Raw genomic sequence first — 26202 nt, 5'->3', positions numbered from 1 at the left:
GTCAGCGGCGGTCGTCGCGGCCGGTGAGGGCCAGCAGCCGGGACTGCAGCGGAGCGTCCTCGGGCATCGGCACCGGGGAATCGAACAGGCCACTGGCCTCCAGCGCATCCCGCTGCGGCTCGAACACCGTCCAGACCGCCTCGATCAGAGCAGGGTCCAGGGTCTCCTCGGCCGCCGTCGCCCTGGCCAGGTCCCAGGAGTGAATCGTCACGTCGGAGACCTGCTCGCGCAGGTAGTCCAGCACCGTGACGGTGTCGTAGGAGAGCTGCACCGACGCATCCGCAGACGCCGCCTGCCACGCCGCGGTGGCCAGTGAGGAGTGCGTGTGCCATTCGGCAACGAGGTCGTCCCCGAGCGGGTCGACGCGGCGCCGGGCCTGGTCCAGGGTCAGCCCGGCCAGCAGCGGCGGGATCCACTGCTGCTCCCGAACGACGTGGCGCACCAGATCACCGACGGTCCACTCCTTGTCGGGCGTCGGAGCGTTCCAGTCGTCCACCGCTGCGATGCGCCGGCCGAATTCACGGTGCGCCTGCTTCTGCAGGGAGTACCAGTCGATCGCCGGAGCAGCACTGGCGGAGGTGGTGTCGAGCACAGTTTTTTCGGACAGAGTCTTTTCAAGCACAGTGGGCTCACTTCGTTGATTGTCGTGCGGCATCCGCCCAGAGGGGAAAGTCCGTGCTGGGTGCAACGACGCTCGGCCCGCGGGCATTCCGGGTCCGCCGGAAATCTCCCCGTCAGTGCGAGAAGTTCCGCCGTAGAAGCTAGGTTCGACAGAGAACACCGCCGGGCTCTGTCCTCGGCCCTACCGCGACGAGGTCCACATGCCAGCTTCCAGTGCCCCGGGTTCCATCGCCGTCATGCTGCCGCGAGACCTGCCCGCAGCGCAGTTCGTGGCTTACGCGCTCCGCGCCGAGGAACTGGGTTTCACCGAGATCTGGGTGGTGGAGGACTGTTTCTTCCGCGGCGGCATCGCCCAGGCCGCCGTGGTGCTCGCCGCCACCACGACCATAGTTGTGGGAATCGGGATCCTGCCCGCCGCAGCCCGGAACCCCGGCTTCGCGACCCTCGAGATCGCCACCCTCGCCGAACTTTTCCCGGGTCGACTGCAGGTGGGCATCGGGCATGGCATGCCCGTCTGGATGCGGCAGACCGGCAGCTGGCCGACCAGCCCCCTGGCCATGCTCGCCGAGAACATCGACCTCATGCGTGCCCTGCTGCGCGGGGCCTCCATCACGACAGCCGGCCGCTACGTTCAGGCGGATGCCGTGGCCTTGGCCGGTCCGCCGTCCACGGTGCCGCCGATCCTGGCGGGCGTGCGCGGACCGAAGTCCTTGCAACTGGCCGGCGCCTGCGCCGACGGGGTGGTGCTGGCCGAGCCCGTCACCCCCGAATACCTCGCTGCCGCGATCGGTGCCCTCGATGCCGGCCGCGACGCTCCGCCGGAGGGCTTCGGGTTCCCCGGCCTCCGCCCCCCGTCGGCGGCCCGTCACGTGGTGGCCTACAACGCGGCCGCCGTCGACGAGGACCCCGCCGTGGCCCGCAACCTGGTGCGCCCGGCTCTTGAGTGGATCGGCGACCCCGATTGGGCCCCGCACATCACGGTGCTGCCCTTCGCGGAGGAGTTCGCCGCCCTGCGCTCGGCCAGCGCCAGCCGGGCTGACTTCGCGGCAGCGATGCCCGAGAGCTGGGTCGATCAGCTCGCGGTGGTCGGCACCGCCGCATCCGCTCGCCGCCGCATCGATGAGCTGCACACCGCCGGAGCCACGAGCGTTGTCCTCATCCCGGCCGGTCCCGACCCTGTGAAAGCGCTGGAGTCGCTGGCCACGGTCCTGTCGGTCCGGGCTGGTGCCGCCTAGGCTGACACCAAAGCGAAGGAGCAGACTCATGGGATTCCTCGATCGCCTCCTGGGCCGACCCGAACAACCGGAGCCGCCCCGCACCGCGCCGGCCCCGCAGCGCACCGACGACGAGATCGCCGTGGAACGCTACAGGTACCTCTTGCGCACCGCACCGCCGGAGACCATTGAACAGGTGCACACCGAAGCGTTCAGCAAGCTCACCGACGAGCAGCGCGACCTGCTCTTCCAGCAGCTGACCGAGAACGCGATGGAGGGTGAGCGCCCGGCGAACGCCGAACCGGCCACCCTGGCCAAGTCCGCCACCCGGGCCGAACTCCGCCAGCCGGGCACCCTGGACCGGGTCTTCGGCGGCGACCAGGCCGGCGGCCGGCAGGGCCCGGGCTTCGGCAGCATGCTCGGCGCTTCCCTGCTCGGTACCGTGGCCGGCTACGTCGTCGGCTCGGCGCTGGTGGGCGCGTTCCTGCCCGATATGGGCGGTGAGGCGGATGCGGCCGGTGACGCCGGCACCGACTCGGGCGCCGAGACCACGGCGGACTCAGGCGATTCCGGCGGCGATTTCGGTGGTGACTCCGGCGGCGGTTTCGGTGGAGACTCCGGCGGATTCGGCGATTTCGGCGGCGGTGGAGATTTCGGCGGTTTCTAGCTCGATGCCGACCCCTCCTGCCTGTACTCTCGAAGGTAGCTTCGAGTTGGTTCCGGCCGGAGCGGCAGAAGGGTGTGGTGCGGCGTGAGCAGGCAGGATGGCAGCGACCGGCAGACCACCGGCGCCGATGTCGACGACACAACCGCCACCATGCTGCACATCGACATGGATGCGTTCTTCGCGTCCGTCGAGTTGCTCGACCACCCCGAACTCGTGCACCTCCCCGTCGTCATCGGCCACCGCTCCGGTCGGTCCGTGGTGACAGCGGCCAACTACGTCGCCCGCAAGTACGGGGTCAACTCGGCTATGCCGATGGCCATCGCCCTGCGCCGCTGCCCGGCCGCCATCGTGCTCGAGCCGCACATGGGCCGGTACGTGGAGGTGTCCCGCCAGGTGATGGGCATTTTCACCGACATGACGCCGATGGTCGAGCCGCTCAGCATCGACGAGGCGTTCCTGGATGTCGCGGGCGCCCGGCGTGTGCACGGTTCACCCGCCGAGATCGGCCGGAAGATCCGCGCCCGCGTGTTCGCCGAGACCGGACTCACCTGCTCGGTCGGCGCCGCGTCGACCAAATTCGTGGCCAAGCTGGCCTCCGGACGGGCCAAGCCCGACGGGCTGCTGGTCATCCCCGCGGAGGACACCATCGCTTTCCTGCATCCGCTGCCCGTCGGCGCCCTCTGGGGGGTGGGCGCCAGCACCGAACAGGCGCTGCTCGGGCTCGGGCTGCGGCACGTGAGCGATATCGCGCACGCCCCCCTCGAGATGCTGCAGCGTGCCGTCGGCGTCGCCAGCGCGCACAAACTGCACGATCTGTCCTGGGGTATCGACCCGCGCACGATCAACCTCGAACGCGAGGAGAAAAGCGTCGGCCACGAGGTGACCTTCGAACATGACGTCACCGATGTCGCCCGGTTGCGCAGCGAACTCCTGCGCCAAGCGGATGCGGTGGCCGCCAAGCTGCGCGGCAACGGCCTCGTCGCACGGACTGTGGTGCTCAAGCTCCGCTACGCCGACTTCAGCACGGTGACCCGGTCGCGCACCCTGGCCGAGCCCACCAACGTGGGCCGGCGGATATACGAGGAGGTCACCGCGAGCTTCGACGTGCTCGCGGCCCGCGGCATCCGGGTGCGCCTGATCGGAGTGCGGGCCGAGCAACTCGGCTCCGGCGACGGCGCCGGCATGGGCCTGTGGGACGATGACGACGACTGGCGGGAAGCCGAACTGGCCGTGGACACCGTCACCGCCCGGTTCGGCCGGGGGATCGTGCGGCCGGCCTCGCAGCTGGGCGGCGGGAGTGCTCCGAAGCGTGATGTCCATCCGTTCGGAACACCGAACGCCGGGACGCCGCAGGGAGAGGGGGAGTAGCCTCTCACCATGACTAATCTCGCCTTGAAGCTCGCAGAAAACGCTCGATCCATCGGCGTCAGGTCGGCCTACGGAGACCCCGTGCAGATCGAGGGCGTCACGATCGTTCCGGTGGCCCTGGTGCAGTACGGCTTCGGCGGTGGCGGCGAAGGTGACGAGTCCGCGGCGGCCGGCGGTGGCGGCGGTGGCATGGCCATCCCGATCGGCGCTTACGTGAAGTCCGGCGGAGCGGCCCGCTTCGAACCGAATGTGATTTCGCTGCTGGCCGTCGGCATCCCCTTCGTCTGGGTCGCCGGCAAGGCCATCGCGCGCATCATCCGCGCGCTCAAGCGCTAACACCAGCAGCGAGATCGTCGCGCGCAGAAATTGTCGTGCGACGCCTTGCAGTGCCCAGATGCGCCCGGGGAGTTCTATACTCGAAGCTGAACACGGGAGTCCGGTGAACCGGGCTGAGAGGAAGCTACTTCAGCTTCGACCGTCGAACCTGATCTGGATCATGCCAGCGCAGGGAGGCTTCTCAATCCCGTGCCCAGTATTCCTCTACGGAAAGGGCACGTACAGTGCACGCGTCAATCAACACCCAGCCTTCCAGGACTTCGTCCGCCACCACTCCCTTCACGTCGCGGAAACCGCGGGTGCTGAAATGGCGGGTCGTCGACATCGTCGTGGCCAGCGTCATCGGCGTCGCCAGCGGCGTGATCTTCTGGGCATGGGGCCTGGCCTGGTCGCCGCTGAGCGCCCTCCTGGCCTTCACCCCCGGGCTCGAAGGACTCCTGGCCGGCGGCTGGCTGTTCGCCGGGGTGCTCGGCGGACTCATCATCCGCAAGCCCGGTGCGGCCGTCTACACCGAGGTCGTCGCCGCCGTCGTCTCGATGCTCATCGGCACCCAGTGGGGCTTCTCCACCCTGATCTGGGGTGTCGTCGAGGGGCTGGGCGCGGAGATCGTGCTGGCCCTGTTCTTGTACGCCAACTGGCGCCTGGGCGTGGCCCTCCTGGCCGGCGCCGGCGCGGGCATCGCCGTGGGTCTGCTCGACACCACCTTCACCAGCTACGCGGCCCTCGACATCGGCCCCAAGATCGTCTACCTGGTTTCCGCCGTCGTCTCCGGTACCGTGCTCGCCGGGCTGCTGTCCTGGCTGGCGGTGCGCGGACTCGCCCGCACCGGCGCGCTGAGCCGGTTCGCCGCCGGCCGCGAATCGGGCCCGACCGACCGGGTCGACACCCAGCCCGCCCGGTGACCCGCACCGGATGCCCGCTCCGCGTCGCCGAGGCCCGGCCGTGACCGGCGCCAGGGTCACGGCCTCCGGCTGGGGCTGGCGGCACGCCGGCCGGTCCCGCCCCGCGGTCTCCGGGCTCGATCTCGACATCCGCCCGGGGGAGCGGGTGCTCATGCTCGGACCCAGCGGCGCCGGCAAGAGCACGCTGATGCACGCCCTCGCCGGTGTGCTCGGCGATGACGAGGACGGCGACGAGACCGGCGAACTCCTCATCGACGGCCGCCGCCCCAGCGCGTCCCGCGGCCGGGTGGGCCTCGTGCTGCAGGACCCGGACTCGCAGGTCGTGCTCGCGAGGGTGGGCGACGACGTCGCCTTCGGCTGTGAGAACCGCGCCGTTCCGCGCGCCGAAATCTGGCCCCGGGTCGGTCGGGCCCTCGCGGACGTGGGCCTGGACCTGCCTCTGCGGCACCCGACCAGCGCGCTCAGCGGCGGCCAGAAGCAGCGCCTGGCCCTGGCCGGGGTGCTCGCCATGCGCCCGGGCCTGGTGCTGCTGGACGAACCCACCGCCAACCTCGACCCTGACGGTGTCGTCGAGGTGCGCGACGCCGCGCTGCGCTCCGTGGAGGCGTCGGGTGCGACCCTCATCGTGATCGAGCACCGCGTCGCGGTCTGGCAGCACGTCGTGGACCGCATCGTGGTGCTCGACCCGGCCGGCGGCATCCTCGCCGACGGACCCACCGACAGCGTGCTCAGCGCCGAAGCGGAGCGGCTCGCCGCCGCCGGAGTGTGGATACCCAGGTTCCCACCCGCGACGCCCGACCGGCGCCCCCGCTCCGACGGTCCCAGCGCGGAAGTCCTGCTCAGCGCCGATGACCTCGCCGTCGGACGGGTGCCGTTCGCCCGCAAACAGGCCGTCGTCGTCGCACACGGCCTCGACCTCGCCCTGCGCGCCGGCACGGCCACCGCTCTCACCGGCCCCAACGGCACCGGCAAGTCGACTCTCGCGCTCACCCTGGCCGGGCTTCTGGCCCCCGCGGGCGGGCGGTTGACCGCAACGGATGCCCTCGCCGCGGGACTCGGGCCGGCCCCGCACCGATGGCGCTCCCGCGACCTGCTGGCGCGCATCGGCACCGTCTTCCAGGACCCCGAGCACCAGTTCCTCGCCGGGACCGTGCGTGCCGAGCTCACCATCGGCCCCCGCGCCCTCGGCCTGGGCGGGGCAGAGCAAACTGAGCGAGTGGACGCGCTGCTGCACAGACTGCGGCTGGACCACCTCGCCGACGCCAACCCGTTCACCCTGTCCGGCGGCGAGAAGCGCCGGCTGTCCGTGGCGACGGTGCTGGCGACCCGGCCCCGGCTGCTCGTCCTCGACGAACCCACCTTCGGGCAGGACTCCCGCACCTGGGCCGAGCTGGTGCGCCTCCTCGCCGAACTGCTGGACACCGGCACCGCCGTCCTGACGGTCACGCACGATGAGCAGTTCGTGGCCGCGCTGGCGGATGCGCGCCTCACCCTGGTGCCTGGAACCGGGCCGGCGAGTGGCGCACCGTGACCGCCGGGCTGCGCGCGCCCGCCGGAAGGGAGGCGTCGTGAGCCTGATGACGCCGGAGATCCGGCCCAGTGCGATCGCCGGAGTGAACCCGGTCGCCAAGCTCGCCGTGGCGCTGGTGATCAGCTGCGCCCTGATGCTGTCCATCGATTGGGTCTCGGCCGCGGTCGCCCTCGCACTCGAGGCTGTGCTGCTGGCCTGGTGCGGGCTGAGCGCCCGACAGTTCTGGCTGCGCACCGCACCGGTGTGGATCGCGGTTCCCTTCGCCGTGCTCACCACGGTGCTCTACGGACAGGACTCCGGCGCCGTGCTGTTCAGCGCCGGCTTCGTATCGGTGACCGAGGGGTCCGTGGCCCTGGCCCTCGCGATCGGGTTGCGGATCTTGGCCATCGGCATCCCCGGGATCGTGCTGTTGGCCACCACCGATCCCACCGACCTCGGTGACGGCCTCGCGCAGGTGCTGCGCCTGCCGGCCCGGTTCGTGCTCGGCGCCCTGGCCGGGCTGCGCCTGGTGGGCATGTTCATCGACGACTGGCAGTCCCTGGCCCTGGCCAGGCGGGCCCGCGGGGTGGGCGACGGCGGCGGCCTGCGCGGCCGCGCCCGCCGGTTCGGCGGACTCGCCTTCGCTCTGCTGGTTCTTTCGGTGCGACGGGGCAGCAAACTCGCCACGGCCATGGAGGCCCGGGGTTTCGGCAGCGACGAACCGCGCACCTGGGCCAGGGAATCGGTCTTCGGAGTGCGTGACACACTGGTCGTCCTGATCGGGGCTGCCATCGCCGCCGCGGCGATCTCGGCAGCCGTTCTGGCGGGGACGTGGCGTTTTGTGCTCGCCTGACCTGGTCGCACCGGTGCTTGCCGCCGTGAGGGCGCTGAACCGCAATCCGGTCGGCGACCGGGCCGTGCTCCTCATCGACGGTCCCAGCGGCGCGGGCAAGAGCACCCTCGCTGACGCCGTGCTGGCCGCCTGGCCGGGACCGGTGGCGCCGACACTGGTGCGCCTCGATGACATCTACCCGGGCTGGGGCGGCCTGGACGCCGCCGTCGACCAGGTCGGCCGGCTGGTGCTCGGCGCCCGGCAGGCCGGCCGGCCAGCCGCCTGGCAGCGGTACGACTGGGCGGGGGCGGTCCCGGCCGAATGGCATAGCGTCGACCCCGACCGGCCGCTCGTGATCGAGGGCTGCGGTGCCCTGGCCCGGGCGCATGCCTCCCTGAGCGACGTCAGGGTGTGGCTGGATGCCGACGACGGCATCCGCAAGCGGCGGGCGTTGGCCCGTGACGGCGGCGGGTTCGAGGCGCACTGGGACCAGTGGCAGCACGACTGGGAGGCCTACCGAGCCCGGGAGCAGCCCCAACTATCGGCCGGCGTCAGTCTCACGGGCACCCCGCCTGGGCTTGGGCGCTCCGGCGGCGCCTGAGGCGAAAACCGGGCCTGAGCAGTAAGTTGGGGTCATGACTACCCCGCAGAGTGAGAACACCGAGTACACCGTGGAATTCGTGGACGGTCCCCTCGAGGGCCAGACCGACAGCCGCGTGCTCCTGCACGGCAAGCACGACGCCCGGATCAGCATGGTCGCCGCCGTCGACAGCATGGAATCGCTGTTCTGGTACGACGAGGTCGACAGTCGAGAGGTGCAGGGCAAGCTGCACGTGCGCTACGCCTTCGACTCGTCGGACAGCGATCCCGTCGAATCTGACGACGCTCCGGTCTGAACCGGTTACGCCCACCCGCTGACGCCCACCCGCTGACTACCAGCTGGCGACGAGGGCGCTGACCACGGGGACCGGGTGCAGCAGGCGCCAGCCCGGACCCGGGTCGGTCAGACTGCTGTCGAGCTCCAACGTCGACGAGACGCTCTCACCGAACGCATCCACCGTGACCCGGCCGATCTTGGCTCCCGCACGCCCCGTCGTGACGTCGTCGAGCGTCACGACAGGGTCGGTGCCGGCGGCGGCCTGCCAGCCGAAGCGGGTCTTGGGGGTGGCGACGACGGCATCGGCCGAATCGCCCCACGCCGTCGTGAGGGTCGCGTATCCGTCACCCTCCGCCAGGACCGGAAGCTCCGTGACCCCGGCCCGCGCCGAGGCCATCAGGGCCGTCAGGTCGGCCGTGAGGGTGTCGTAGTCCGGTTCGCCCAGGAAGGCACCCGCGAAGGTGAAGGCCTTCTCACCGGCGACGACGGTGCCGGTGAACAGGAAGCAGACCCCGCCGGAGTCGGTGTAGCTGCGCGAGATACCGGTGATGCCCTCTTCGGGCAGATACTCCGTGGTGTTCCTGACGCCGCGCTGGCCGACCAGAGCGGATGCCGGCTGCGCGATGATGTCCGCGACCACGGGGTTCGTCGCGGCCAGGCCCGCGACGCGCGCCAAGTCGGTGCCGGTCCCGGCGCTGCCGTCGAGGAGGCCGTTGGCGTCGACCACCGTGGTGTTCGGCATGCCGTTGGCGGCCAGCCAGGCGTTGGCGGCGATGAGGTAGGCGTCGACGGAGCCGAACGCCCAGCGGGCCAGGGTGTCGGCGTGGTTATTGCTGGAGCCGAGGATCATGGCCTGCAGCATCTCGCGCTCGGTCCAGCTCTCGCCGGGAAACACGATGACGGTGCGGGCATCCTGGGCCGTGTAGTCGAGGTAATCCTGGTAGTCGGCGGTGACCAAGGAGTAGGCCGGTCCGGGTTCGCCGGCCGCGAGGGGCTTGGCGTCCAGCACGACGAGGGCCGTGATGATCTTGGCGGCGGATGCCATCGGCACCGGGTCGCTGCCGCCGCCGATGGCAATGGTGTCCACGCCGAGCGTCGCGGGTGCGGGCTCGACGGGGTCGCCGCCGGTCGCGGTGTCGTTCGTTGCGGTGTCGTCCGTAGCGGTGTCGTCCACCGCGGTGACGGCGAGCAGCCCACTGGAGCCGGCGGCGGGCAGCACCGGGGTGGACGCCGGCACGGCACTGTTCGGCGCGGTGACGGTGACCGTGGCGCTGGGCAGCGGGCCGAGCAATGTGGCCGGCCCATACACCCCGATCATCAAGATCACGAGAGTTCCCACCGAGATACCGAGGACACGGCCAGGTCGAAATCTACTCATGGTTCAGGGTAGCCGACCGCGCTCAGGCTGCGGCTCACGCCCAACCCAGCTCGTGCAGCCTGTCGTCGTCGATGCCGTAGAAGTGCGCGATCTCGTGAACGAGGGTCACGTGAACCTCGTCGCGCAGCTCGTCCAGATCCTCGACGATGGCCAGCAGCGGTTCGCGGAACAGAATGATGCGGTCGGGCATCTCACCGAAACCGTACTGGCCGCGTTCGGTGAGGGCGACGCCGTCGTAGAGGCCCAGGGTGTCCAGGGTGCCATCCTCTGGACGGTCCTCGACGACGAAGATCACGTTCTCGAGGCCGTCGACCATGTCGTCGGGGAGCAGGTCGAGCTGATCGATGACGAGACGTTCGAAGTCGTCGTGGCTGAGCGTGAGCATCCACTCAGCATGCCATGAGGTGCACGCAAAAAGTCCCGGCCTGTTGGGCCGGGACTTCTTGTTTCATTGGGGTGAGTAACGGGGCTTGAACCCGCGACCTCCTGGACCACAACCAGGCGCTCTACCAGCTGAGCTATACCCACCAAGTGCCGCTCCACTTTCTCAAGCGAAGGCAACTCAAGAATTCTATTACACGTTTTGGGTGAAGATGTTCACAACGGCCGTTGCGTGCGATTTTGCTTCCGCACTCGTGGGTCCGGGGTCGGCCACGAACACGCTCTTGCGGTAGTAGGCGAGCTCACGGATGGACTCGAGGATGTCGGCGAGGGCTCGGTGGCCGCCGTCCTTGGCGGGTGCGTTGAAGTAAGCCCGCGGGAACCAGCGGTGGGCGAGTTCCTTGATCGAGGACACATCGACGTTGCGGTAGTGCAGCTGCTTGTCCAGGCGCGGCATGTACCGGGCCAGGAACGCCCGGTCGGTGCCGATCGAGTTTCCGGCCAGGGGCGCGCGCTGGTCTTCGGGGACGAAACGCAGGACGTACTCGAGCACCTGGTACTCGGCCTCGGCCACACTCACGCCGTTGGGGATCTCCTCGATCAGGCCGGAAGAGGTGTGCATGTTGCGCACGAAGTCGCCCATGTTCGCCAGGGCGGAGGCGTCGGGCTTGATCACGATGTCGAGGCCGGGGTCGAGAATGTTGAGGTCGAAGTCGGTGACGACCACCGCAATCTCCACCAATTCGTCATTGTTGATGTCGAGCCCGGTCATTTCACAATCGATCCATACCAACCGGTCACTGCTGTTTGTCATGGGGCGAGTCTAGCGGTGGGCCCCGACGCGGCTCCCTGATCGGCTCGCGGCCCGGCGCTCGTAGACTGATGACGATGCTTACAACACTCGCCATCCTGCTTCTGCTCAACGCCGTCTGGAACGTCGTGGTCTGGCCGCGCTTCTACAAGAGGGTCAGTCAGGACGGCAGGGCGCGGGATGAGTCCGGCAAGCCGACGTCGTTCCTGATCGTGCACGCGGTGCTGGTCGGGGTGTCGCTGCTGCTGGCCGCGGTTTCCGCGGTTGTGGCCGTTCTCGCCTTGGTCAACGGTTAGGAGCCGTCATGGAACTCATTTTCTTCTCCTCGGCATTCTGTGAGCCGTGCCTGCAGACCCGCGCCGTTCTGGCCGAGGTCGAACGGCTGGTGCCGGCCGCCACGGTGCGCGAGCTCGATGTGGCGCACGACAATGCCGAGGCCGAAACCGCCGGAATCCGCAACACCCCCACGATCATCGTGCAGAACGCCGCCGGCGACGAGGTGTTCCGCGCCACGGGCGTTCCGACCCTCGCTCAGGTGCTCGTCGCAACGGCCAAGGCACTCTGAACGCGCCGCCGCGGGGGCAGCGGTCCGGACTGCGGTATCGTTGAAGCGCTATGCGCCCCCGTAGCTCAGGGGATAGAGCAGGAGCCTTCTAATCTCTTTGTCGCAGGTTCGAATCCTGCCGGGGGCACAGCACAACCCCGCCGGTCCTGCCGGCGGGGTTGGTTTTTTTCTGGGCGGCGGGACTCAGGACTTCTGCACCGTGATTGTCCAAGCCGCGCTGCCGACCCTGTCGAAGTTCGTCACGGGGTAGCCGGCCTCCGCCGCCCACCGCGGCAGTGCATCCGTCGCCTGGGTGCAGTCGAAGTTGATCACCAGCTCGTCGCCGATCGCCAGCAGGGCGATGGCTTCCTTGGCCTCCACGAGGGGGAACGGGCAGACCTGGCCGTCGGTTTCGAGAACGTGCTGAGCCATGAGGGTTGTCTCCTTGCTGATCGGAACGGGGTGCTGCTAGGAAGTGGAGCGATCACCGGACCGTCACGAGCGCACCGATGCAGGTGCGGGCGCGGCGGGCGCGGATGCCTGGCCGGCGGCCGCCAGCCGGGCCTTGGACGGTCCCGTGATGAACAGCCGGGTCGCAGCGCCCACTCCCACGATCATGAACCCGAACGCCACCCAGCCCTGCAGCTGGAAGGTGGCGGTGTTGACCATCGCGTTGCCGATGGTGCAGCCGCCGGCCAGGCTGGCGCCGATGCCCATCAGCGCACCGCCGCCGATGCTGCGCACAGTGGTGAGCGCATCGGGAATCCGCACCCGGAATTCGCCGCTGGCCTTCGCGGCGATGAAGGAGCCCAGCAGGATGCCGATGACGAGGTAGACGCCCCAGTCGATCACTTCGGCGTCGCCGGCGACGAGGTAGTTGACGATGTTCGACGAGGGGCCTGTTATGCCCAGGCCCGCCTCGCGGCCGGTTGCCCAGCTGAGCGGCCACGCCACAATGGCGAGGACTCCGATGACCAGGGCGGTGCTGAAGGCGCCCCACTGCTTCTCGAAGAGTAGGTGGGCGATGCCCGTCCTGCGAGCGGGCAGGGTGGCCATCGGTGCTGCCGGACGGCGACGCAGGTGGTGGCGGGCCAGTGCGGCCACGGCCACGGCGAGAACCGCCACGAGGAGCCATGGTGACACGCCGAGGAGGCCGTGCACCGTGGACGCCTCGACGGTGACGCCGCGGGCGGCCGTAACGGCGGGGGCGAGCGCACCGGTCTTGGACACGGCGGAGAACAGAGCGTAGAAGATCAGTGCCAGCCAGCTGCCCACCAGGCCCTCACCGGCGCGGTAGTACGTTCCCGTCGCGCAACCGCCGGCCATAACGATGGCAAACCCGAAGATGAAGGCTCCGCCGATGGTGGAGAGCCATGGGAACGGGCTGGAAGACAGCGAGATGACGCCCAGGGCGTCGAGGGTGAAAACCCCCACGCTCTGCACGGCGATGACGATGAGGAACGCGGTGAGCCATCTCGTGTTGCCCGTGACCCACAGGTCCCGGAACGCCCCCGTGACACAGAACCGCCCGCGCTGCATGACAAATCCGAGGACTATCCCCACGAGCAATCCGGTGACCAGCATGCAGCTTCCCCATTCGTTTCACCTCCGACGCGATGTCGGAAGCACCTACGACGCTACGAGTTCGGCCGAGCGGCTCGGTCCAATGAGTCGCCGTGTGACCGGGCGGATGTGCAGGCGTCCTTCAGACATCCGCCCGCCGCGACTTGATAGATTCGTCAGATGCGAGAACAACAGGTGCGAATCATCAAGGAACTGCACGTGAACCCGGTCATCGACCCGGCCGCCGAGATTCGGCGGCGCATCGACTTCCTCAAGGACTACCTGCTTGCCAGCGGGGCGAAGGGGCTGATCCTCGGGATCAGCGGGGGACAGGACTCGTCCCTGGCCGGGCGCCTGTGCCAGCTGGCGATCGAAGAACTCACCGTCGAGGGACATGCCCTCCGGTTCGTGCCGGTGCGCCTGCCGTACGCGGTGCAGCGCGACGAGGACGACGCCCAACTCGCCCTGGAGTTCATTAATCCGGACTCGAACCTCACGTTCAACATCCAGCGTGCGGTGGACGGCTTCGAAGCCGAATTCGCCGTCAGCACCGGTACCCCGATGCCGGACTTCGACAAGGGCAACGTCAAGGCGCGCGCCCGGATGATCGCGCAGTACGCTCTCGCCGGCGCCCAGGGCCTGCTCGTGGTCGGCACCGACCATGCGGCGGAGGCGGTCACCGGGTTCTTCACCAAGTTCGGTGACGGCGGCGCCGATCTGCTGCCGCTGACCGGTCTGACCAAGCGCCAGGGCCGGCAGTTGCTGATGGCGCTCGGCGCCCCGGAGCAGCTCTACCTGAAGGCCCCGACCGCTGACCTGCTCGACGACAACCCCGGACAGACCGACGAGGCGAACCTGGGAATGCAGTACGAGCACATCGACGACTTCCTCGAGGGCAAGCCGGTAGAGGACCACGTCGCCGAGGCCATTGAGCGGCGCTACCTGCGCACCGAGCACAAGCGCCAGGTGCCGGCATCCCTGTTCGACGACTGGTGGAAGTAGTCCGATCCGGCCCACCGGTCTGCCGCTCTGTGAGCCGCAGCCTGGCAGCGAAAAACGCCGGTCCGCGTGAGCGGACCGGCGTTTTTCTGGATGGCGGGAGCTAGGGGTGCGGCAGCGGCGCTGGACGCACTTCGAGGGCCTGAACGTCGTCCAGGAGGCGCTGGGTCTCCGTAGACGGAGACGCGGCCGGCGACGACACGGCCCCGGGAGGAGCCGCGGCGGGGACATAGCCGAGCGGCTGCGCGGTCGGAGCCTGTGCCGGTGCGGCGGGGGTCGCGAACTGGTCGTGGTGCTGCTGGGCCACCCAGGCATCCTGCTCGGCCAGGAGGCTCTTCTCGGTGGAGGTGTTCTGCGACTTCCAACGCTCGAGGTCGCCCTGGAAGATCTTGCGGGCCCGGGACGGCTTGTTCTGCCAGTCGATGAGGCGGTCGCGGAACTCCACGAGGGCCGGCTCGAGCTGATAGCCGAACGTGGCCGAGGTGCGCTTGAGCTCGGCCAGCTGGTGCGCTGCCCAGTCCGCCGCGATGCTCGATCCCTTGATCGGCAGCAGCCGGATCTGGATGTCGGCCATGCCCACGGCACGGTCGTTCATCACCTGCTCCTGCGGGGTGAGCGAGTTCCACACGGATGCCTCGGTCGCGGCATCCACGATCGATCCGATGGCCGCGGCCCGCAGCTCGCGATCGTGCTGGGCGAGCAGGCGCTTGATGGCCCCGCGTGCGATCCAGGCCGCTAGAAGGCTGGCCACGATAATTGCGACGATCAGCACGATTGCGCTGAAAATCATGGGCTGGTTCCTGGTCGCTGTGAGCCAGGTTACGAAATCATTCCACCACTGCATGTGCGGAACGCTACCTCGTGGGCCGGCGCATCGAAGGGAACCGTGGCGGCGTGGCCGATACGCGGTGTCAAACCGAGACTCCGGCGCGGTCAGGCCGTCCGGCCGGCCGACGCGCTGGTCGACCGCTCGAGGGCGTCGCGACTGAGCATTGCGGCACCCGCCACGGCGGAGGGCATGGCCACGATTGCGAAGAACGGCACGAGGAACAGCAGGTAGGACGCCGCTCCGAAGCCCAGCGCGATGCCGCGTCGCGTGCGCAGGGCGCGACGACGTTCGCGCACAGTGAACCCGCGAGCGTCGAAGGCGAATCCGGTGAGCTCGACCGCCAGCAACCAGCCGCCCAACAGGGCGCCGAGCACCGCCACCATGATCGGCCCCACCAACGGAATGAAGCCGCAGGCCAGCAGGAGCAGGCCCACACCGACGGCGGGGATCAGGAGCCGGAGGCCGTCGCCGATGGCACGGCCCAAGGATCCCCAGAAGCCGCGCTCCGGTGCGGTGGGCGCGTTGCCGAGGTTGGTCTCGACGGCGCGCCAGATGCGTTCGTAGAACGGGTCGCCGACGATCAGGGTCACGGCCGTGAACGTGTAGACCACGAAGAGGGCGGCCACGAGCACAAAGACCAGCGCCGCAGCCACCCGCGTCGTGAGGATGACGGGCTCGGCCCAGCCGTCGGCGAACGGGGTCGCCCACGTGACGATCGAGGTGAGGTTGACGAGCAGAAGCACTATGCCGACGAGGTACACGGCACCGACCGCCACCGCCGGCAGCGCGCCGAGCAGCATCAGCTTCGGGGAGGTGATCCACATGCCGAAACCACGACCCAGGTACCCCACCCCCGCCAGGAGGTCGGAAACCAGCCCCTGCCGGGCCGGAACTGGGGGGACGGGAGTGGGCTGGGGCAACATCGTTTCAGCGTACCGGGGTGGGTACGGCGGAGTCAGCGAAAGCAGTCAGCCGCGTCATCGATGCGCCAGAAGGCACCGAGCTCGATGCGCCTGGTGGGCATCACCAGGCGCCGGGCGAGGTACCGCTCGCCGTCGGCGTGCGTCTCGCGCTCGATGTGCCCCAGTACCGCGCCGGACCGGTCGACGACCCGCCACAGGCCATCGCGCACTGCGACCAGGCTGGGACCGCTCGACCGGGCGGAGTTGCTCGGCCGGGCCGGGCCGGCGGCGTGGGCGATGGTCGTGGGTCGTGCGGTCGCGGGGAGGAAAGTCCGGGGTTGGACAGCTCTGGCTGCAGTGCTCATGGCGGCAGTGCTCATGGTGGCAGTGCTCATGGTGGCAGTGCTCATGGTCCCAGTGCTCATGGTGTGCTCCAATGCGAGGGCGGATGCCGTTGGCCTTACCGTAGAACCGGCCACCGACATCCACCCCTCGCCCCTGCCTGGGACCGGCGTGGGTTAGTTCATGCCGGTGCCGTGTACCGCGTGCGGCTCGATGGCGGCGATCTCATCGGCGTCCAGCGCCGGCGCCTCGAGCGCCGCCACGGTCTGCTCGAGCTGGCCGATGCTGCTGGCGCCCACGAGCACGCTGGTGACCTGCTGTTGGCGCAGGATCCAGGTGACCGCGAGCTGGGCCAGGGTCTGGCCGCGGTCGGCCGCAATGGTGTTCAGGGCGCGGGCGCGCTCGAGGTAGGTCGCGCTGAGGGAGCTCTCGTTCAGGAACCGGCTCGTGGCCACCCGGGAGTCCGACGGCACCGCACCGTCGAGGTAGCGGTCGGTGAGCAGGCCCTGGGCGAGGGGGGAGAACACGATGCTGCCCATGCCGAGGTCGTCGAGCACCGGGAAGAGTCCCTCTTCGATGTGCCGGTCGAACATCGAGTAGCGCGGCTGGTGGATCAGCAGCGGGATCTTGTGCTCGGCCAGGGCGGCGTAGGCCGCTACGGTCTGCTCCGGGCTGTAGTTCGAGATGCCCGCGTAGAGGGCCTTGCCCGACTGCACCGCGGTGGCCAGGGCGCCCATGGTCTCCTCGATAGGGGTCTCGGGATCGGGGCGGTGGGAGTAGAAGATGTCGACGTAGTCCATTCCCAGCCGGCCGAGGCTGGCATCCAGCGACGACAGCAGGTATTTACGCGAGCCGAAGTCGCCGTAGGGGCCTGCCCACATGTCGTAGCCGGCCTTGCTGGAGATGATCATCTCGTCGCGATACCCACGGAAGTCCTCGGCGAAGATGCGCCCGAAGTTGGTTTCGGCGGAACCGGGAGGCGGGCCGTAGTTGTTGGCCAGGTCGAAGTGCGTCACGCCGAGGTCGAATGCCCGGCGCAGGATGCCGCGCTGGGTGTCGATCGGGCGTTCGTGGCCGAAGTTGTGCCACAACCCCAGCGACAGAGCGGGCAGCTTCAGGCCGCTGCGCCCGGTTCGGCGGTAGGGCATCTCGGAATAACGGTTCTCTGCAGCATCGAAGGTCATGGTCTCACTCTAGATCCGCGCTTCCTCCCCAGGCGGCTGCGGCTCGGGTTCTGCACACCCTGGACGGCCGGCCCCAGAGGAGGTGCCGGAACGGGGAGGGTGAATGCAGCGCGGCCCGGGAACACGAACCCGGCACGAGGACTGCTCCCGGGTCGCGTTCGATACCTCCATCAGCCTCGTGCCGCCCAGGAGACTCCCGTGACCGACACCATAGCCCTGACCGGAATCGTGGCCACCACCCCGCGGCACCTCGTCACCAGTTCCGGCCTGGCCATCACCTCATTCCGGCTGGCCTGCCGGCAACGCCGTTACGACAGGGTGAAGAACGCCTGGGTGGACGCCGACACCAATTGGTACACCGTCTCCAGCTTCCGGCAGCTCGCCCACAACGTGGAGCGGTCGGTGCACAAGGGCGAGCCGGTGCTCGTGACCGGGCGCCTGCGCATCCGGGACTGGGAGAACGAGGACCGGACGGGCACCTCGGTGGAGGTGGAGGCCGACGCCGTAGGCCACAACCTGACCTGGGGAACGACGGCGCTGATGCGAAGCACCGCCCCGTCCGCCGCCGAGCAGCGGGATGCCGACCCGGCGGGCGGCGCAACGGGCGGCACAGCGGGCGGCACCGCGGGCGAGGCCACGGCCGCGCCGGCCGAAGCGGATGCCGCGCCGGCCGAACCTGACACCGGGCAGGGGGAATCGGAAACACGGTCCGCTTAGACTCGACTTCTCGGTCGCAGCGTGCGGCGGTGGGGGAGGACTACGCGTGGCCTGGATTTTGGACGCACCCGTGCGGCACAGCCGCAGAGCGACGACCTGGGCAGCATGTCTTGTCCTCGGCCTGGGCCTGGCCGGATGCTCCGCCGCCCCCGTCGACCGCCCGACGCCGACAGCGACAGCGACCGCGACGGCAAGCCCCACCCCGACGGAGGTTGCGCCGCCGGCGCTCATGCCGGAGGGCACCGCCGCCGAGAACCTGCCCTACTTCGACTCGGTCATCACCGCGGCGCTCGCCGCCGACCCCAACGTCGCCGGCCGCAGCTACATCGACGCCCTGGTCGCCGCCGGCTTCGACAAGACAACGATGGAGGTCACCGCCGACACCACCACCAAGGGTGAACCGGCGGACACCATCCAGTTCTCCGTGAACATCGCCGGAGAGTGCCTGATCGGCCAGAACGGTCCCTCCACCGGCGGCTACCACAGCGTCGTCGCCCCCCTGCTCGCAACCGGAACGTGTCTCGTCGGAGCCACGCGCCAAATAGACTGGTAAACACTATGGCTGAATTCATTTACTCGATGGTGCGTGCGCGCAAGGCAATCGGCGACAAGCTCATCCTCGACGACGTCACAATGTCGTTCTTCCCCGGAGCCAAGATCGGTGTGGTGGGCCCCAACGGTGCCGGTAAGTCCACGATCCTGAAGATCATGGCCGGGCTCGATACCCCGAGCAACGGTGAGGCCAGGCTCTCGCCGGGCTACTCCGTCGGCATCCTCATGCAGGAGCCGGAGCTCGACGAGACCAAGACCGTGCTGGAGAACGTGCAGGAAGGCGTTGGCCCGATCAAGGCCAAGGTTGACAGGTTCAACGAGATCAGCGCCGCGCTGGCCGAACCCGACGCCGACTTCGACACCCTGCTCGCCGAAATGGGAACCCTGCAGGAAGAGATCGACGCCGCCGACGCCTGGGACCTCGATTCCCAGCTCGAGCAGGCCATGGATGCACTGCGCACCCCGCCGGGCGACTACCCCGTCGTCGACCTCTCCGGTGGTGAGAAGCGCCGCGTGGCGCTCTGCAAGCTCCTGCTGCAGAAGCCCGACCTGCTGCTCCTGGACGAACCGACTAACCACCTCGACGCCGAAAGCGTGCTGTGGCTCGAGCAGCACCTCGCCAAGTACCCCGGCGCCGTGCTCGCCGTCACCCACGACCGGTACTTCCTCGACCACGTGGCCGAGTGGATCGCCGAGATCGACCGCGGCCACCTGTACCCCTACGAGGGCAACTACTCCACCTACCTGGAGAAGAAGCAGGAGCGCCTGCAGGTGCAGGGCAAGAAGGACGCCAAGCTTTCCAAGCGTCTCGCCGAGGAACTCGAGTGGGTGCGCTCCAACGCCAAGGGCCGTCAGGCCAAGTCGAAGGCCCGCCTGGCCCGCTACGAGGAGATGGTGAACGAGGCCGAGCGCGGACGCAAGCTCGACTTCGAAGACATCCAGATCCCCGTCGGCCCCCGACTGGGCGCCCAGGTCATCGACGCCAAGAAGCTCAAGAAGGGCTTCGGCGACCGGGTGCTGGTCGAAGATCTCTCCTTCACCCTGCCGCGTAACGGCATCGTCGGCGTGATCGGCCCGAACGGTGTCGGTAAGACGACCCTGTTCAAGACCATCGTGGGCCTCGAGCCGCTGGATGCCGGTGACCTCAAGATCGGCGAGACCGTCGACATCTCCTACGTCGACCAGAGCCGTGGCGGCATCGACCCGAACAAGTCGCTGTGGGAGGTCGTCTCCGACGGCCAGGACTACATCCAGGTCGGCAAGACCGAGGTGCCGTCTCGCGCCTACGTGTCCACGTTCGGCTTCAAGGGCCCCGACCAGCAGAAGAAGGCCGGTGTGCTCTCCGGTGGTGAGCGCAACCGCCTGAACCTGGCGCTGACGCTCAAGCAGGGCGGCAACCTGTTGCTGCTCGACGAACCGACTAACGACCTCGACGTCGAAACCCTCGGTTCGCTCGAGAACGCGCTGCTCGAGTTCCCCGGCTGCGCCGTGGTCATCACTCACGACCGGTGGTTCCTCGACCGCATCGCCACGCACATCCTCTCGTATGAGGGCACCGCTGAGGCGCCGGGGAACTGGTACTGGTTCGAGGGCAACTTCGAGTCCTACGAGCAGAACAAGATCGAGCGACTCGGCCCGGACGCGGCCAAGCCGCACCGGTCCGCGTACCGCAAACTGACGCGCGACTAGGAACCCCATGCGGCTGCACGTTCCCATCCGGCTGCGCTGGTCGGACCTCGACGCCTACGCTCACGTGAACAACGCCGAGATGCTGCGCCTCCTCGAGGAGGCGCGCATCCAGGCGTTCTGGGTCAACGACGAGGCGGCCGGTGCATCGGGTGCGCGGGGAACCGCGGTGCTGGACGGGCGGCCGGGGGCGGCGACGCTGACCCTGATCGCCCGGATGGAGATCGAGTACCTCGCGCCGATCCCGTATCTGCGGGAGCCCATCGACGTGCAGCTGTGGATCGGCAAGCTCGGCGGCGCAAGCCTCGACGTGTGTTACGAGGTATACGGACCGGCCGGGCAGGAGTCCGCGCCGCTGTACGCCCGCGCGACCACAACGATCGTCCTGGTGGATGCGGCGACGGAGCGCCCCCGCAAGATCAACGACGTCGAACGAGCCGCCTGGACCCCGTACCTGGAGCCCGCGGTCCCCTTCACCCGCAAGTAGACCCGTTCACGAGCGTGAACGGGTCAGCCGGCGAGGACCTTGTCGCCGTCGAGGGTGACCGTGACCGCCGGGAGGGGGTCGGTGGCTGGTCCCTGGAGGACCGCGCCGGTGGCGGTGTCGAAGAGAGACTTGTGGCAGGGGCAGTTCAGGCCCTTCTTCTCCGGAACCACGATGCAGCCCTGGTGGGTGCAGATGGCGCTGAACGCCACGACCTCGCCGGCGGTGGGCTGCGACACGATGATCTGCGCACCGTCGAACATGACAGCGATGGCGCCGCCCACGGGGATGTCGGAGAGTACCGCGACCTCGGCGGGTGAGGCCGTGCCGGGGCCGGTATCCGTGTTCGGGTCGCCGGGTGCGCAGGCCGCCAGGGCCAGGGCGGTACCGGCGCCTCCGGCGACGAGCAGGGTGCGGCGGGTGAGGTCAGCGTCGTGGGTCATGATGCTCCTACTGGCTCGGACAGGTTGGGCTGCAGCCTAGTCACGGGGCTTGGGAACCCGCACCATGCCCTCCTGGGCCACCGTGGCCAGCAGCAGGCCTTCGCGGCTGTAGATGCTGCCGGTGGACAGTCCCCGGCCGCCCTGGGCGGAGGGGGAGTCCTGCACGTACAGCATCCACTCGTCGACCCGGCCGAAGCGGTGCCACCACATGGCGTGGTCGAGGCTGGCGACCTTGAGGCCCGGGGTGGCCCAGGGCAGGCCGTGCCGGCGCATAACGGGTTCCATGATCGAATAGTCGCTGACGTAAGCGAGTGCGGCGCGGTGCAGGTCGGGGTCGTCGGGGATGGGCTCGAAGGTCTTCATCCAGATCATCTGCTTGCTGGTGTGCTCGCCGTCCACGGTGAGGTAGATCGACGAGGGAACGTGGCGCATGTCGAACGGGCGGTCGTTGGCCCAGGCCCGCGCGAAGTCGTGATCGATGTGACCGAGGGTGTCTGCCGTGGTCGGCAGGGATTCGGGGTCGGGCAGGTCGGTCGGCATCTCGATGTGATGCTCGAGACCCTCGTCGGTGTCCTGGAACGACGCGATCATCGACAGGATCGGCACGCCGTTCTGGTACGCCTGGGTGCGTCGAGTGGAGAACGATCGGCCGTCGTGGATGCGGTCGACCGAGAAGGTGATCGGGTGGTTGACGTCGCCGGGGCGCAGGAAGTAACCGTGCATGGAGTGCACGTTTCGTTCGTCGGGCACTGTGCGCATGGCGGCGACGAGGGACTGCGCGAGCACCTGGCCGCCGAAGACGCGACCTTGTGGCATCCACTGCGAGGGGCCGGTGAAGATGTCCTCACTGGTGCGGGCACCGGTGTCGGTCAGGTCGAGAGCGGCCAGAAGACCCTCCAGCGGTGCGTGCATGCTGCCTCCTTGTTCGAGCTCGGGTCCCCGGGACACCGACGTACCTTGGTAGTTTAGACAGCAGATGAGCCAGTCATTTTCCCTCTCAGATTCCCTGTCCCTCGGCGACCTCCGGGTCTACCTTTCGCGCGCCAGCCGGGTGGAGGACGGATCGGTGCGGCTCGTCTCCGCGGCGGGCGTGCTCGCCGTGTACACGGCGATCCTGTACCCGCGTGGACTGCTGGACTCGAGCCCCACGGTGTTGGGCCTGCGCACCTTCGCGCTCACCGAACCTGTTGACCTCGACGTCGTCGTTCCGGTGCGGTCGCTGTTGGATCGGCTGCTGCGCCTCGAGGCCGCCGTCACCGACGCGGATGCTCCGGTCACCGTCACCGTGCCGCTGCAGGTGTCCTCGGTCACCTGGGCGGGCATCACGCCGCCGAAGGGAGGCTGGACATCCCATGGCAGCGCCTCACCGGCTGTGCTGGAGGGCGCCGCCCGCGAGGGCATCGCCGAAGTCGCGTCCGTCATCCCGACCGGCACCGGTGAGCAGATCGTCCAACGGGTACGGTCCGAGGTCTGGGGCCGCCCGATCGAGGCCCTCGACTTCGTACCCGCCGGTGCCGGGTTCGCCGCGGTGAGCCTGGGCTTCCTGGCGGCGGATGAGCCGGTGCAGCTTTTCGAGACCGGCCCCTGGACGCGTCTGAGCACAGCCCGCGGCCACATTCTGGTACGCCGCAAGCCCTGGTCCTTGCGCGCCTGACGCTCCACCCGGGTGCGGGACGGGTTAGAGCGCGGCGGCGACGGCCCGGCCGGCGGTGCGGCCGGAGAACAGGCAGCCGCCGAGGAAGGTGCCCTCCAGCGAGCGGTAGCCGTGCACGCCGCCGCCGCCGAAGCCGGCGGCCTCGCCTGCCGCGTAGAGTCCGGGGACCGGTTGCCCGTCGGCTCCGAGCGCCCGGGCAGAGAGGTCGGTTTCGATGCCGCCCAGGCTCTTCCTTGTGAGCAGGTGCAGCTTCACCGCGATCAGCGGCCCGTTGGCGCGGTCGAGCAGCTTGTGCGGGCTCGCCACCCGAATGAGCCTGTCGCCGCGATAGTGCCTGGCCTGGCGAATCGCGTTGATCTGGGCATCCTTGCTGAAGTCGTTGTCGAGCTCCCTGTCGCGGGCCAGAATCTCCCGTTCCACCTGCGCGGCATTGATGCGCACCTCGGGGGAACGCTGCTGCATGCCCTTGATCAGCTGGTGCAGGGTATCGGCCACCACGAAGTCCTCACCCTTGCTCTTGAACGCTTCCACCGGGCCGGGCGCGCCCGATCCGAGCCGCTGGGCGAGAAGGCGCAGGTCCTTGCCGGTGAGGTCGGGGTTCTGTTCGCTGCCCGAGAGGGCGAACTCCTTCTCGATGATCTTCTGGGTCAGCACAAACCAGCTGTGCTCGTGGCCGGTCTTGAGCAGGTGTTCCATCGTGCCGAGGGTGTCGAAACCGGGAAACAGCGGGGCCGGCAGGCGTTTTCCGGTGGCGTCCAGCCACAGCGATGACGGGCCGGGCAGAATGCGGATGCCGTGGGCCGGCCAGACCGGGTCGTGGTTGACGATGCCCTCGGTGTAGTGCCACATACGGTCGCCGTTGATCAGTCGGGCGCCGGCCTTCTCGGTGATCCCGAGCATCCGGCCGTCGACATGGGCGGGCACACCGGAGAGCAGCTTGGTGGGTGCCGGTCCCAGCCGGGCCGGCCACTGGGCGCGCACCAGGTCGTGGTTGCCGCCGATCCCACCGCTGGTGACGATCACCGCGGACGCCCGCAGCTCGAACTCGCCGACGACCTCCCGGCTGCTGGCCTGACCGCGCGCCGCAGCGCTCGGGATGAGCAGGCTGCCCCGCACCCCCGCCACGGCGCCTCCCTCGACGATCAACTCGTCGACACGATGCCGGTGCAGGGTGGTGACCAGGCCGGCGCGCACCCCTTCACGGACCCTGGTGATGAACGGCTCCAGGATCGCGGGCCCGGTACCCCAGACGATATGGAAGCGCGGTACCGAGTTGCCGTGTTCCAGGGCGGTGTAACCGCCACGTTCGGCCCAGCCGACGACCGGGAAGAACGTCACGCCGCGTTCCTTGAGCCAGGCACGCTTCTCGCCGGCGGCGAAGTTGAGGTACGCCTCGGCCCACCGGGTCGGCCAGTAGTCCTCACCGCGATCGAACCCGGCGCTGGCGAACCAGTCCTGCCGGGCCAGAGCCAGGGAGTCCGTGACTCCCATTCGGCGTTGTTCGGGGGAGTCGACCAGGAACAGCCCGCCGAACGACCACCAGGCCTGACCACCGAGCGAGGCGGCGTTCTCCTGGTCGACGAGCAGCACCCGTTTCCCCGCCTCCACGAGTTCGGCCGTGGCCACCAGGCCGGCCAGGCCGGCCCCCACCACGATCACGTCGGCGGAGGTGTTCGGATGCGTGGGCAGGCCGGGGCGGGCTGGGCTCATGGTGACTCCATTGTCAGTGAGGGGTGCTGCGGGGCGGATGGTGCGGTTCGAGTGTTACGCGTCGAAGGTGTTGACCATAGCGTGTGCGGCTCGCTCGAGGTAGTCCCACAGGGTGGCGCGTTGCAGTGGGGGCAGGTCGCAGGAGTCGACGGCGTTGCGCATGTGCAGCAACCAGCGGTCCCGGGAATCCGGGTTCACCTTGAAAGGCTGGTGCCGCTGGCGGAGCCGCGGGTGTCCGCGTTGCTCGCTGTAGGTGCCCGGCCCGCCCCAGTACTGCTCGAGGAAACCGGTCAGCCGCTCCGCAGCGGGGCCAAGGTCCTCCTCAGGGTACATCGGTTTGAGGACCGGGTCGCCGGCGACGCCCCGGTAGAACTCGGCGACGAGCTTCTCGAAGAACGGCCGGCCGCCGACCTCCTGGTAGAACGACGGGCTCACGGCGGCGGCGTTCTCGCTCGACCGAAGGTGTACTCCGAGCGGGATGTTGTCACTTGTCATCGGGCTTCTCCTGTTCGGTGGCCGCTGCGCCACCTGGCGTGCCGGCCGATCCGGAATCGGGCTGCTGGTCCGTCGCAGGCTTCTTCGGCCGGCGCGGGGCACGAACCCGGCGGGCGGGGACGGGCTGTTCGAATGGCGCCGTGTCGGTGCTCGGGAGCGCGGCGGCGGCCTGGGCCGCTGCATCCACCGGGACACCGTCTGCCGCGCCGTCACCGTTGTTGCTTCCGGCGGACACCGATCCGTCGGCCGCGGCCATCACCACGCTATTGAGCGGGGTGAGTCCTGAGCCCATCCCGTCGAGGGCCTTCTTGAGATGGAGCCGCAGGTCGCGAGCGAAGTCCCAGCGGGCGCCCACCCGGGTGCGCACGACCAGGCGCACAACGAGGGCCTCCGCCGAGATGGATTCGAGGCCCCAGATCTCGGGCTTGCCGAGCATCGCCCCGCGCCACTTGCGGCTGGACGCCAAGGCTCGGGCGACCTTGAGCAGTTCGGCCTGCACAGCCTCGACATCCGACGAATAGGGGATCGCAAGGTCGACGATCACGCGGGCCCAGCCCTGGGACATGTTTCCGGTGCGCAGGATCTCGCCGTTCCGGACGAACCAGAGGGTGCCCTCGATGTCACGCACCTGGGTGATGCGGATGCCGACGGACTCGACGACTCCGGTGGCCAGGCCGAGGTCCACCACGTCGCCCACGCCGAGCTGGTCTTCCATCACCATGAAGAGACCGTTGAGCACGTCCTTCACGATGTTCTGGGCGCCGAAACCCAGGCCGGCGCCGAGAGCGGCGGTGAGCAGGGCGAATGACCCGAGGATGTTCTCGTTGATTGTCGTGATGATCAGCAGGGTGGTCACGATGACGACCAGGACGTTGACGATATTGGTCAATACCGACCCGAGTGTGCGGGTGCGCTGCACGACACGCACGGCGGTGACCGGTGACACGTCCAGCGACTGGGTGTCGTCGACGTTCTGGCCCTTCTTCACCCCGGACACGATCTGCGTGACGACCCGCCTGATCACGAAGAGCAACACCCAGCGGGCGACCAGCGCGAAGATGATGATGACGACGACCTGCACGATGGTCAGGTTCCAGATGTAGTCGGCCGTAGCCCAAAAAGTGTCCCAGTTCATAGATCGACCAGTCTACCGAGCGCCGACTCGGCGCTTCCTGAAGGTGCCATACGACAACGGCGCCGC

General features: G+C 68.9%; 32 protein-coding genes, 2 tRNA genes and 1 riboswitch. Of the genes, 18 read left to right on the top strand and 16 right to left on the bottom strand.

Annotation, left to right across the window (positions count from 1 at the left end; translation table 11 throughout):
• Position 1: 1 nt before the first annotated feature.
• A complete protein-coding gene (locus C3B61_RS06760) occupies positions 2–622 on the bottom strand; it encodes a TIGR03086 family metal-binding protein (protein WP_244285855.1) in 621 nt (206 codons plus the stop codon).
• Positions 623–821: 199 nt separating this feature from the next.
• Between C3B61_RS06760 and C3B61_RS06755 the strand changes: the two genes are divergently transcribed.
• From C3B61_RS06755 to C3B61_RS06715, 9 genes are all read left to right on the top strand, one after another.
• Complete coding sequence (locus tag C3B61_RS06755) at positions 822–1856, top strand: LLM class flavin-dependent oxidoreductase (protein ID WP_103459946.1); 1035 nt, start codon at positions 822–824, stop codon at positions 1854–1856.
• 28 nt (positions 1857–1884) lie between these two features.
• Positions 1885–2502 (top strand): hypothetical protein, encoded by a 618-nt coding sequence (locus C3B61_RS06750; protein WP_103459945.1) that lies wholly within the window; start codon positions 1885–1887, stop codon positions 2500–2502.
• A gap of 84 nt (positions 2503–2586) precedes the next feature.
• A complete protein-coding gene (gene dinB, locus C3B61_RS06745; protein WP_088456431.1) occupies positions 2587–3870 on the top strand; it encodes a DNA polymerase IV in 1284 nt (427 codons plus the stop codon).
• A 9-nt stretch (positions 3871–3879) separates the two neighbouring features.
• On the top strand, positions 3880–4206 hold the full coding sequence (locus tag C3B61_RS06740; protein WP_088456430.1) for a hypothetical protein: 327 nt from the start codon (positions 3880–3882) through the stop codon (positions 4204–4206).
• 83 nt (positions 4207–4289) lie between these two features.
• Positions 4290–4398: riboswitch (TPP riboswitch) on the top strand.
• A 44-nt stretch (positions 4399–4442) separates the two neighbouring features.
• Positions 4443–5108: an ECF transporter S component gene (locus C3B61_RS06735; RefSeq protein WP_425266414.1), complete on the top strand. Its 666-nt coding sequence runs from the start codon at positions 4443–4445 to the stop codon at positions 5106–5108.
• A gap of 10 nt (positions 5109–5118) precedes the next feature.
• Positions 5119–6639: an ABC transporter ATP-binding protein gene (locus C3B61_RS06730; protein ID WP_103459943.1), complete on the top strand. Its 1521-nt coding sequence runs from the start codon at positions 5119–5121 to the stop codon at positions 6637–6639.
• Positions 6640–6676: 37 nt separating this feature from the next.
• Positions 6677–7471, top strand: a complete 795-nt coding sequence (locus tag C3B61_RS06725) for an energy-coupling factor transporter transmembrane component T family protein (protein ID WP_425266413.1) — start codon at positions 6677–6679, stop codon at positions 7469–7471.
• 13 nt (positions 7472–7484) lie between these two features.
• Positions 7485–8051, top strand: coding sequence for a nucleoside/nucleotide kinase family protein (locus C3B61_RS06720; protein ID WP_244285854.1), 567 nt, complete (start codon positions 7485–7487; stop codon positions 8049–8051).
• 34 nt (positions 8052–8085) lie between these two features.
• Positions 8086–8346 carry a hypothetical protein gene (locus C3B61_RS06715; RefSeq protein ID WP_088456427.1) on the top strand — a complete coding sequence of 87 codons (261 nt, stop codon included), beginning with the start codon at positions 8086–8088 and terminating at the stop codon, positions 8344–8346.
• 36 nt (positions 8347–8382) lie between these two features.
• Here the strand turns inward: C3B61_RS06715 and C3B61_RS06710 are convergent, their stop codons facing one another.
• The 4 genes from C3B61_RS06710 to orn form a co-directional block, all read right to left on the bottom strand.
• Positions 8383–9705 carry a D-alanyl-D-alanine carboxypeptidase family protein gene (locus C3B61_RS06710; protein WP_103459942.1) on the bottom strand — a complete coding sequence of 441 codons (1323 nt, stop codon included), beginning with the start codon at positions 9703–9705 and terminating at the stop codon, positions 8383–8385.
• Between the two features lie 34 nt (positions 9706–9739).
• Positions 9740–10090, bottom strand: a complete 351-nt coding sequence (locus C3B61_RS06705; protein ID WP_103432014.1) for a metallopeptidase family protein — start codon at positions 10088–10090, stop codon at positions 9740–9742.
• Positions 10091–10157: 67 nt separating this feature from the next.
• Positions 10158–10233: transfer RNA gene (locus tag C3B61_RS06700), tRNA-His, on the bottom strand.
• Positions 10234–10279: 46 nt separating this feature from the next.
• Positions 10280–10900: an oligoribonuclease gene (gene orn, locus C3B61_RS06695; protein ID WP_103459941.1), complete on the bottom strand. Its 621-nt coding sequence runs from the start codon at positions 10898–10900 to the stop codon at positions 10280–10282.
• A gap of 74 nt (positions 10901–10974) precedes the next feature.
• Between orn and C3B61_RS06690 the strand changes: the two genes are divergently transcribed.
• The 3 genes from C3B61_RS06690 to C3B61_RS06680 all read left to right on the top strand — a co-directional run bounded on the left by C3B61_RS06690 (position 10975) and on the right by C3B61_RS06680 (position 11589).
• Complete coding sequence (locus C3B61_RS06690; RefSeq protein ID WP_088456423.1) at positions 10975–11193, top strand: SCO4848 family membrane protein; 219 nt, start codon at positions 10975–10977, stop codon at positions 11191–11193.
• Positions 11194–11201: 8 nt separating this feature from the next.
• On the top strand, positions 11202–11462 hold the full coding sequence (locus tag C3B61_RS06685; RefSeq protein ID WP_103459940.1) for a thioredoxin domain-containing protein: 261 nt from the start codon (positions 11202–11204) through the stop codon (positions 11460–11462).
• A 54-nt stretch (positions 11463–11516) separates the two neighbouring features.
• Positions 11517–11589 (top strand) — tRNA-Arg (locus C3B61_RS06680).
• Between the two features lie 56 nt (positions 11590–11645).
• On the opposite strand, the gene C3B61_RS06675 is transcribed toward C3B61_RS06680, so the two are convergent.
• Both C3B61_RS06675 and C3B61_RS06670 read right to left on the bottom strand, forming a co-directional pair.
• Positions 11646–11873 (bottom strand): sulfurtransferase TusA family protein, encoded by a 228-nt coding sequence (locus tag C3B61_RS06675; RefSeq protein WP_103459939.1) that lies wholly within the window; start codon positions 11871–11873, stop codon positions 11646–11648.
• Between the two features lie 63 nt (positions 11874–11936).
• The gene (locus tag C3B61_RS06670) at positions 11937–13025 is read right to left on the bottom strand and encodes a YeeE/YedE family protein (protein ID WP_103459938.1); all 1089 of its coding nucleotides are present in this window, start codon (positions 13023–13025) and stop codon (positions 11937–11939) included.
• A 159-nt stretch (positions 13026–13184) separates the two neighbouring features.
• On the opposite strand from C3B61_RS06670, the gene nadE reads away from it, so the two are divergent.
• Positions 13185–14006, top strand: a complete 822-nt coding sequence (gene nadE / locus C3B61_RS06665; RefSeq protein WP_103459937.1) for an ammonia-dependent NAD(+) synthetase — start codon at positions 13185–13187, stop codon at positions 14004–14006.
• Positions 14007–14106: 100 nt separating this feature from the next.
• Here nadE and C3B61_RS06660 read toward each other — a convergent pair whose 3' ends face one another.
• The 4 genes from C3B61_RS06660 to C3B61_RS06645 form a co-directional block, all read right to left on the bottom strand.
• Positions 14107–14793, bottom strand: coding sequence for a hypothetical protein (locus C3B61_RS06660; RefSeq protein WP_241990363.1), 687 nt, complete (start codon positions 14791–14793; stop codon positions 14107–14109).
• Positions 14794–14936: 143 nt separating this feature from the next.
• Positions 14937–15755, bottom strand: coding sequence for an EI24 domain-containing protein (locus tag C3B61_RS06655; RefSeq protein ID WP_103459936.1), 819 nt, complete (start codon positions 15753–15755; stop codon positions 14937–14939).
• A gap of 32 nt (positions 15756–15787) precedes the next feature.
• A complete protein-coding gene (locus tag C3B61_RS06650) occupies positions 15788–16159 on the bottom strand; it encodes a hypothetical protein (protein WP_133160241.1) in 372 nt (123 codons plus the stop codon).
• A 93-nt stretch (positions 16160–16252) separates the two neighbouring features.
• Entirely contained in the window at positions 16253–17260 is a 1008-nt protein-coding gene (locus C3B61_RS06645) for an aldo/keto reductase (protein ID WP_103459934.1), read from the bottom strand.
• Between the two features lie 198 nt (positions 17261–17458).
• On the opposite strand from C3B61_RS06645, the gene C3B61_RS06640 reads away from it, so the two are divergent.
• The 4 genes from C3B61_RS06640 to C3B61_RS06625 are packed head-to-tail and all read left to right on the top strand — an operon-like array spanning position 17459 to position 20702.
• Entirely contained in the window at positions 17459–17977 is a 519-nt protein-coding gene (locus tag C3B61_RS06640) for a single-stranded DNA-binding protein (protein WP_103459933.1), read from the top strand.
• 46 nt (positions 17978–18023) lie between these two features.
• A complete protein-coding gene (locus C3B61_RS06635; protein ID WP_244285853.1) occupies positions 18024–18530 on the top strand; it encodes a DUF6993 domain-containing protein in 507 nt (168 codons plus the stop codon).
• Between the two features lie 5 nt (positions 18531–18535).
• Positions 18536–20218: an energy-dependent translational throttle protein EttA gene (ettA, locus tag C3B61_RS06630; protein WP_088456413.1), complete on the top strand. Its 1683-nt coding sequence runs from the start codon at positions 18536–18538 to the stop codon at positions 20216–20218.
• Positions 20219–20225: 7 nt separating this feature from the next.
• Positions 20226–20702 (top strand): acyl-CoA thioesterase, encoded by a 477-nt coding sequence (locus C3B61_RS06625; RefSeq protein ID WP_103432005.1) that lies wholly within the window; start codon positions 20226–20228, stop codon positions 20700–20702.
• A gap of 23 nt (positions 20703–20725) precedes the next feature.
• Here C3B61_RS06625 and C3B61_RS06620 read toward each other — a convergent pair whose 3' ends face one another.
• A complete protein-coding gene (locus tag C3B61_RS06620) occupies positions 20726–21142 on the bottom strand; it encodes a QcrA and Rieske domain-containing protein (protein ID WP_103459932.1) in 417 nt (138 codons plus the stop codon).
• Positions 21143–21178: 36 nt separating this feature from the next.
• The gene (locus C3B61_RS06615; RefSeq protein ID WP_174776328.1) at positions 21179–22054 is read right to left on the bottom strand and encodes an acyl-CoA thioesterase; all 876 of its coding nucleotides are present in this window, start codon (positions 22052–22054) and stop codon (positions 21179–21181) included.
• A gap of 64 nt (positions 22055–22118) precedes the next feature.
• Here C3B61_RS06615 and C3B61_RS06610 point away from each other — a divergent pair, with 64 nt between their 5' ends.
• Positions 22119–22796, top strand: a complete 678-nt coding sequence (locus tag C3B61_RS06610) for a DUF8185 domain-containing protein (RefSeq protein ID WP_088456410.1) — start codon at positions 22119–22121, stop codon at positions 22794–22796.
• Between the two features lie 24 nt (positions 22797–22820).
• On the opposite strand, the gene C3B61_RS06605 is transcribed toward C3B61_RS06610, so the two are convergent.
• From C3B61_RS06605 to C3B61_RS06595, 3 genes are read right to left on the bottom strand one after another with little or no spacing between them, the layout of a single operon-like run.
• Positions 22821–24506 (bottom strand): FAD-binding dehydrogenase, encoded by a 1686-nt coding sequence (locus tag C3B61_RS06605; RefSeq protein ID WP_103459931.1) that lies wholly within the window; start codon positions 24504–24506, stop codon positions 22821–22823.
• A gap of 54 nt (positions 24507–24560) precedes the next feature.
• A complete protein-coding gene (locus tag C3B61_RS06600) occupies positions 24561–25001 on the bottom strand; it encodes a globin (protein WP_088456408.1) in 441 nt (146 codons plus the stop codon).
• A complete protein-coding gene (locus tag C3B61_RS06595) occupies positions 24991–26136 on the bottom strand; it encodes a mechanosensitive ion channel family protein (protein WP_103459930.1) in 1146 nt (381 codons plus the stop codon). The genes C3B61_RS06600 and C3B61_RS06595 overlap by 11 nt, the downstream gene beginning before the upstream one ends.
• Between the last annotated feature and the right edge of the window lie 66 nt (positions 26137–26202).

Source organism: Cryobacterium zongtaii (genome assembly GCF_002909375.1).
Taxonomy (GTDB): Bacteria; Actinomycetota; Actinomycetes; order Actinomycetales; family Microbacteriaceae; genus Cryobacterium; species Cryobacterium zongtaii.
Note: the sequence above shows the minus strand (reverse complement) of the source record. Positions and strands in the feature narration are given on the sequence as shown.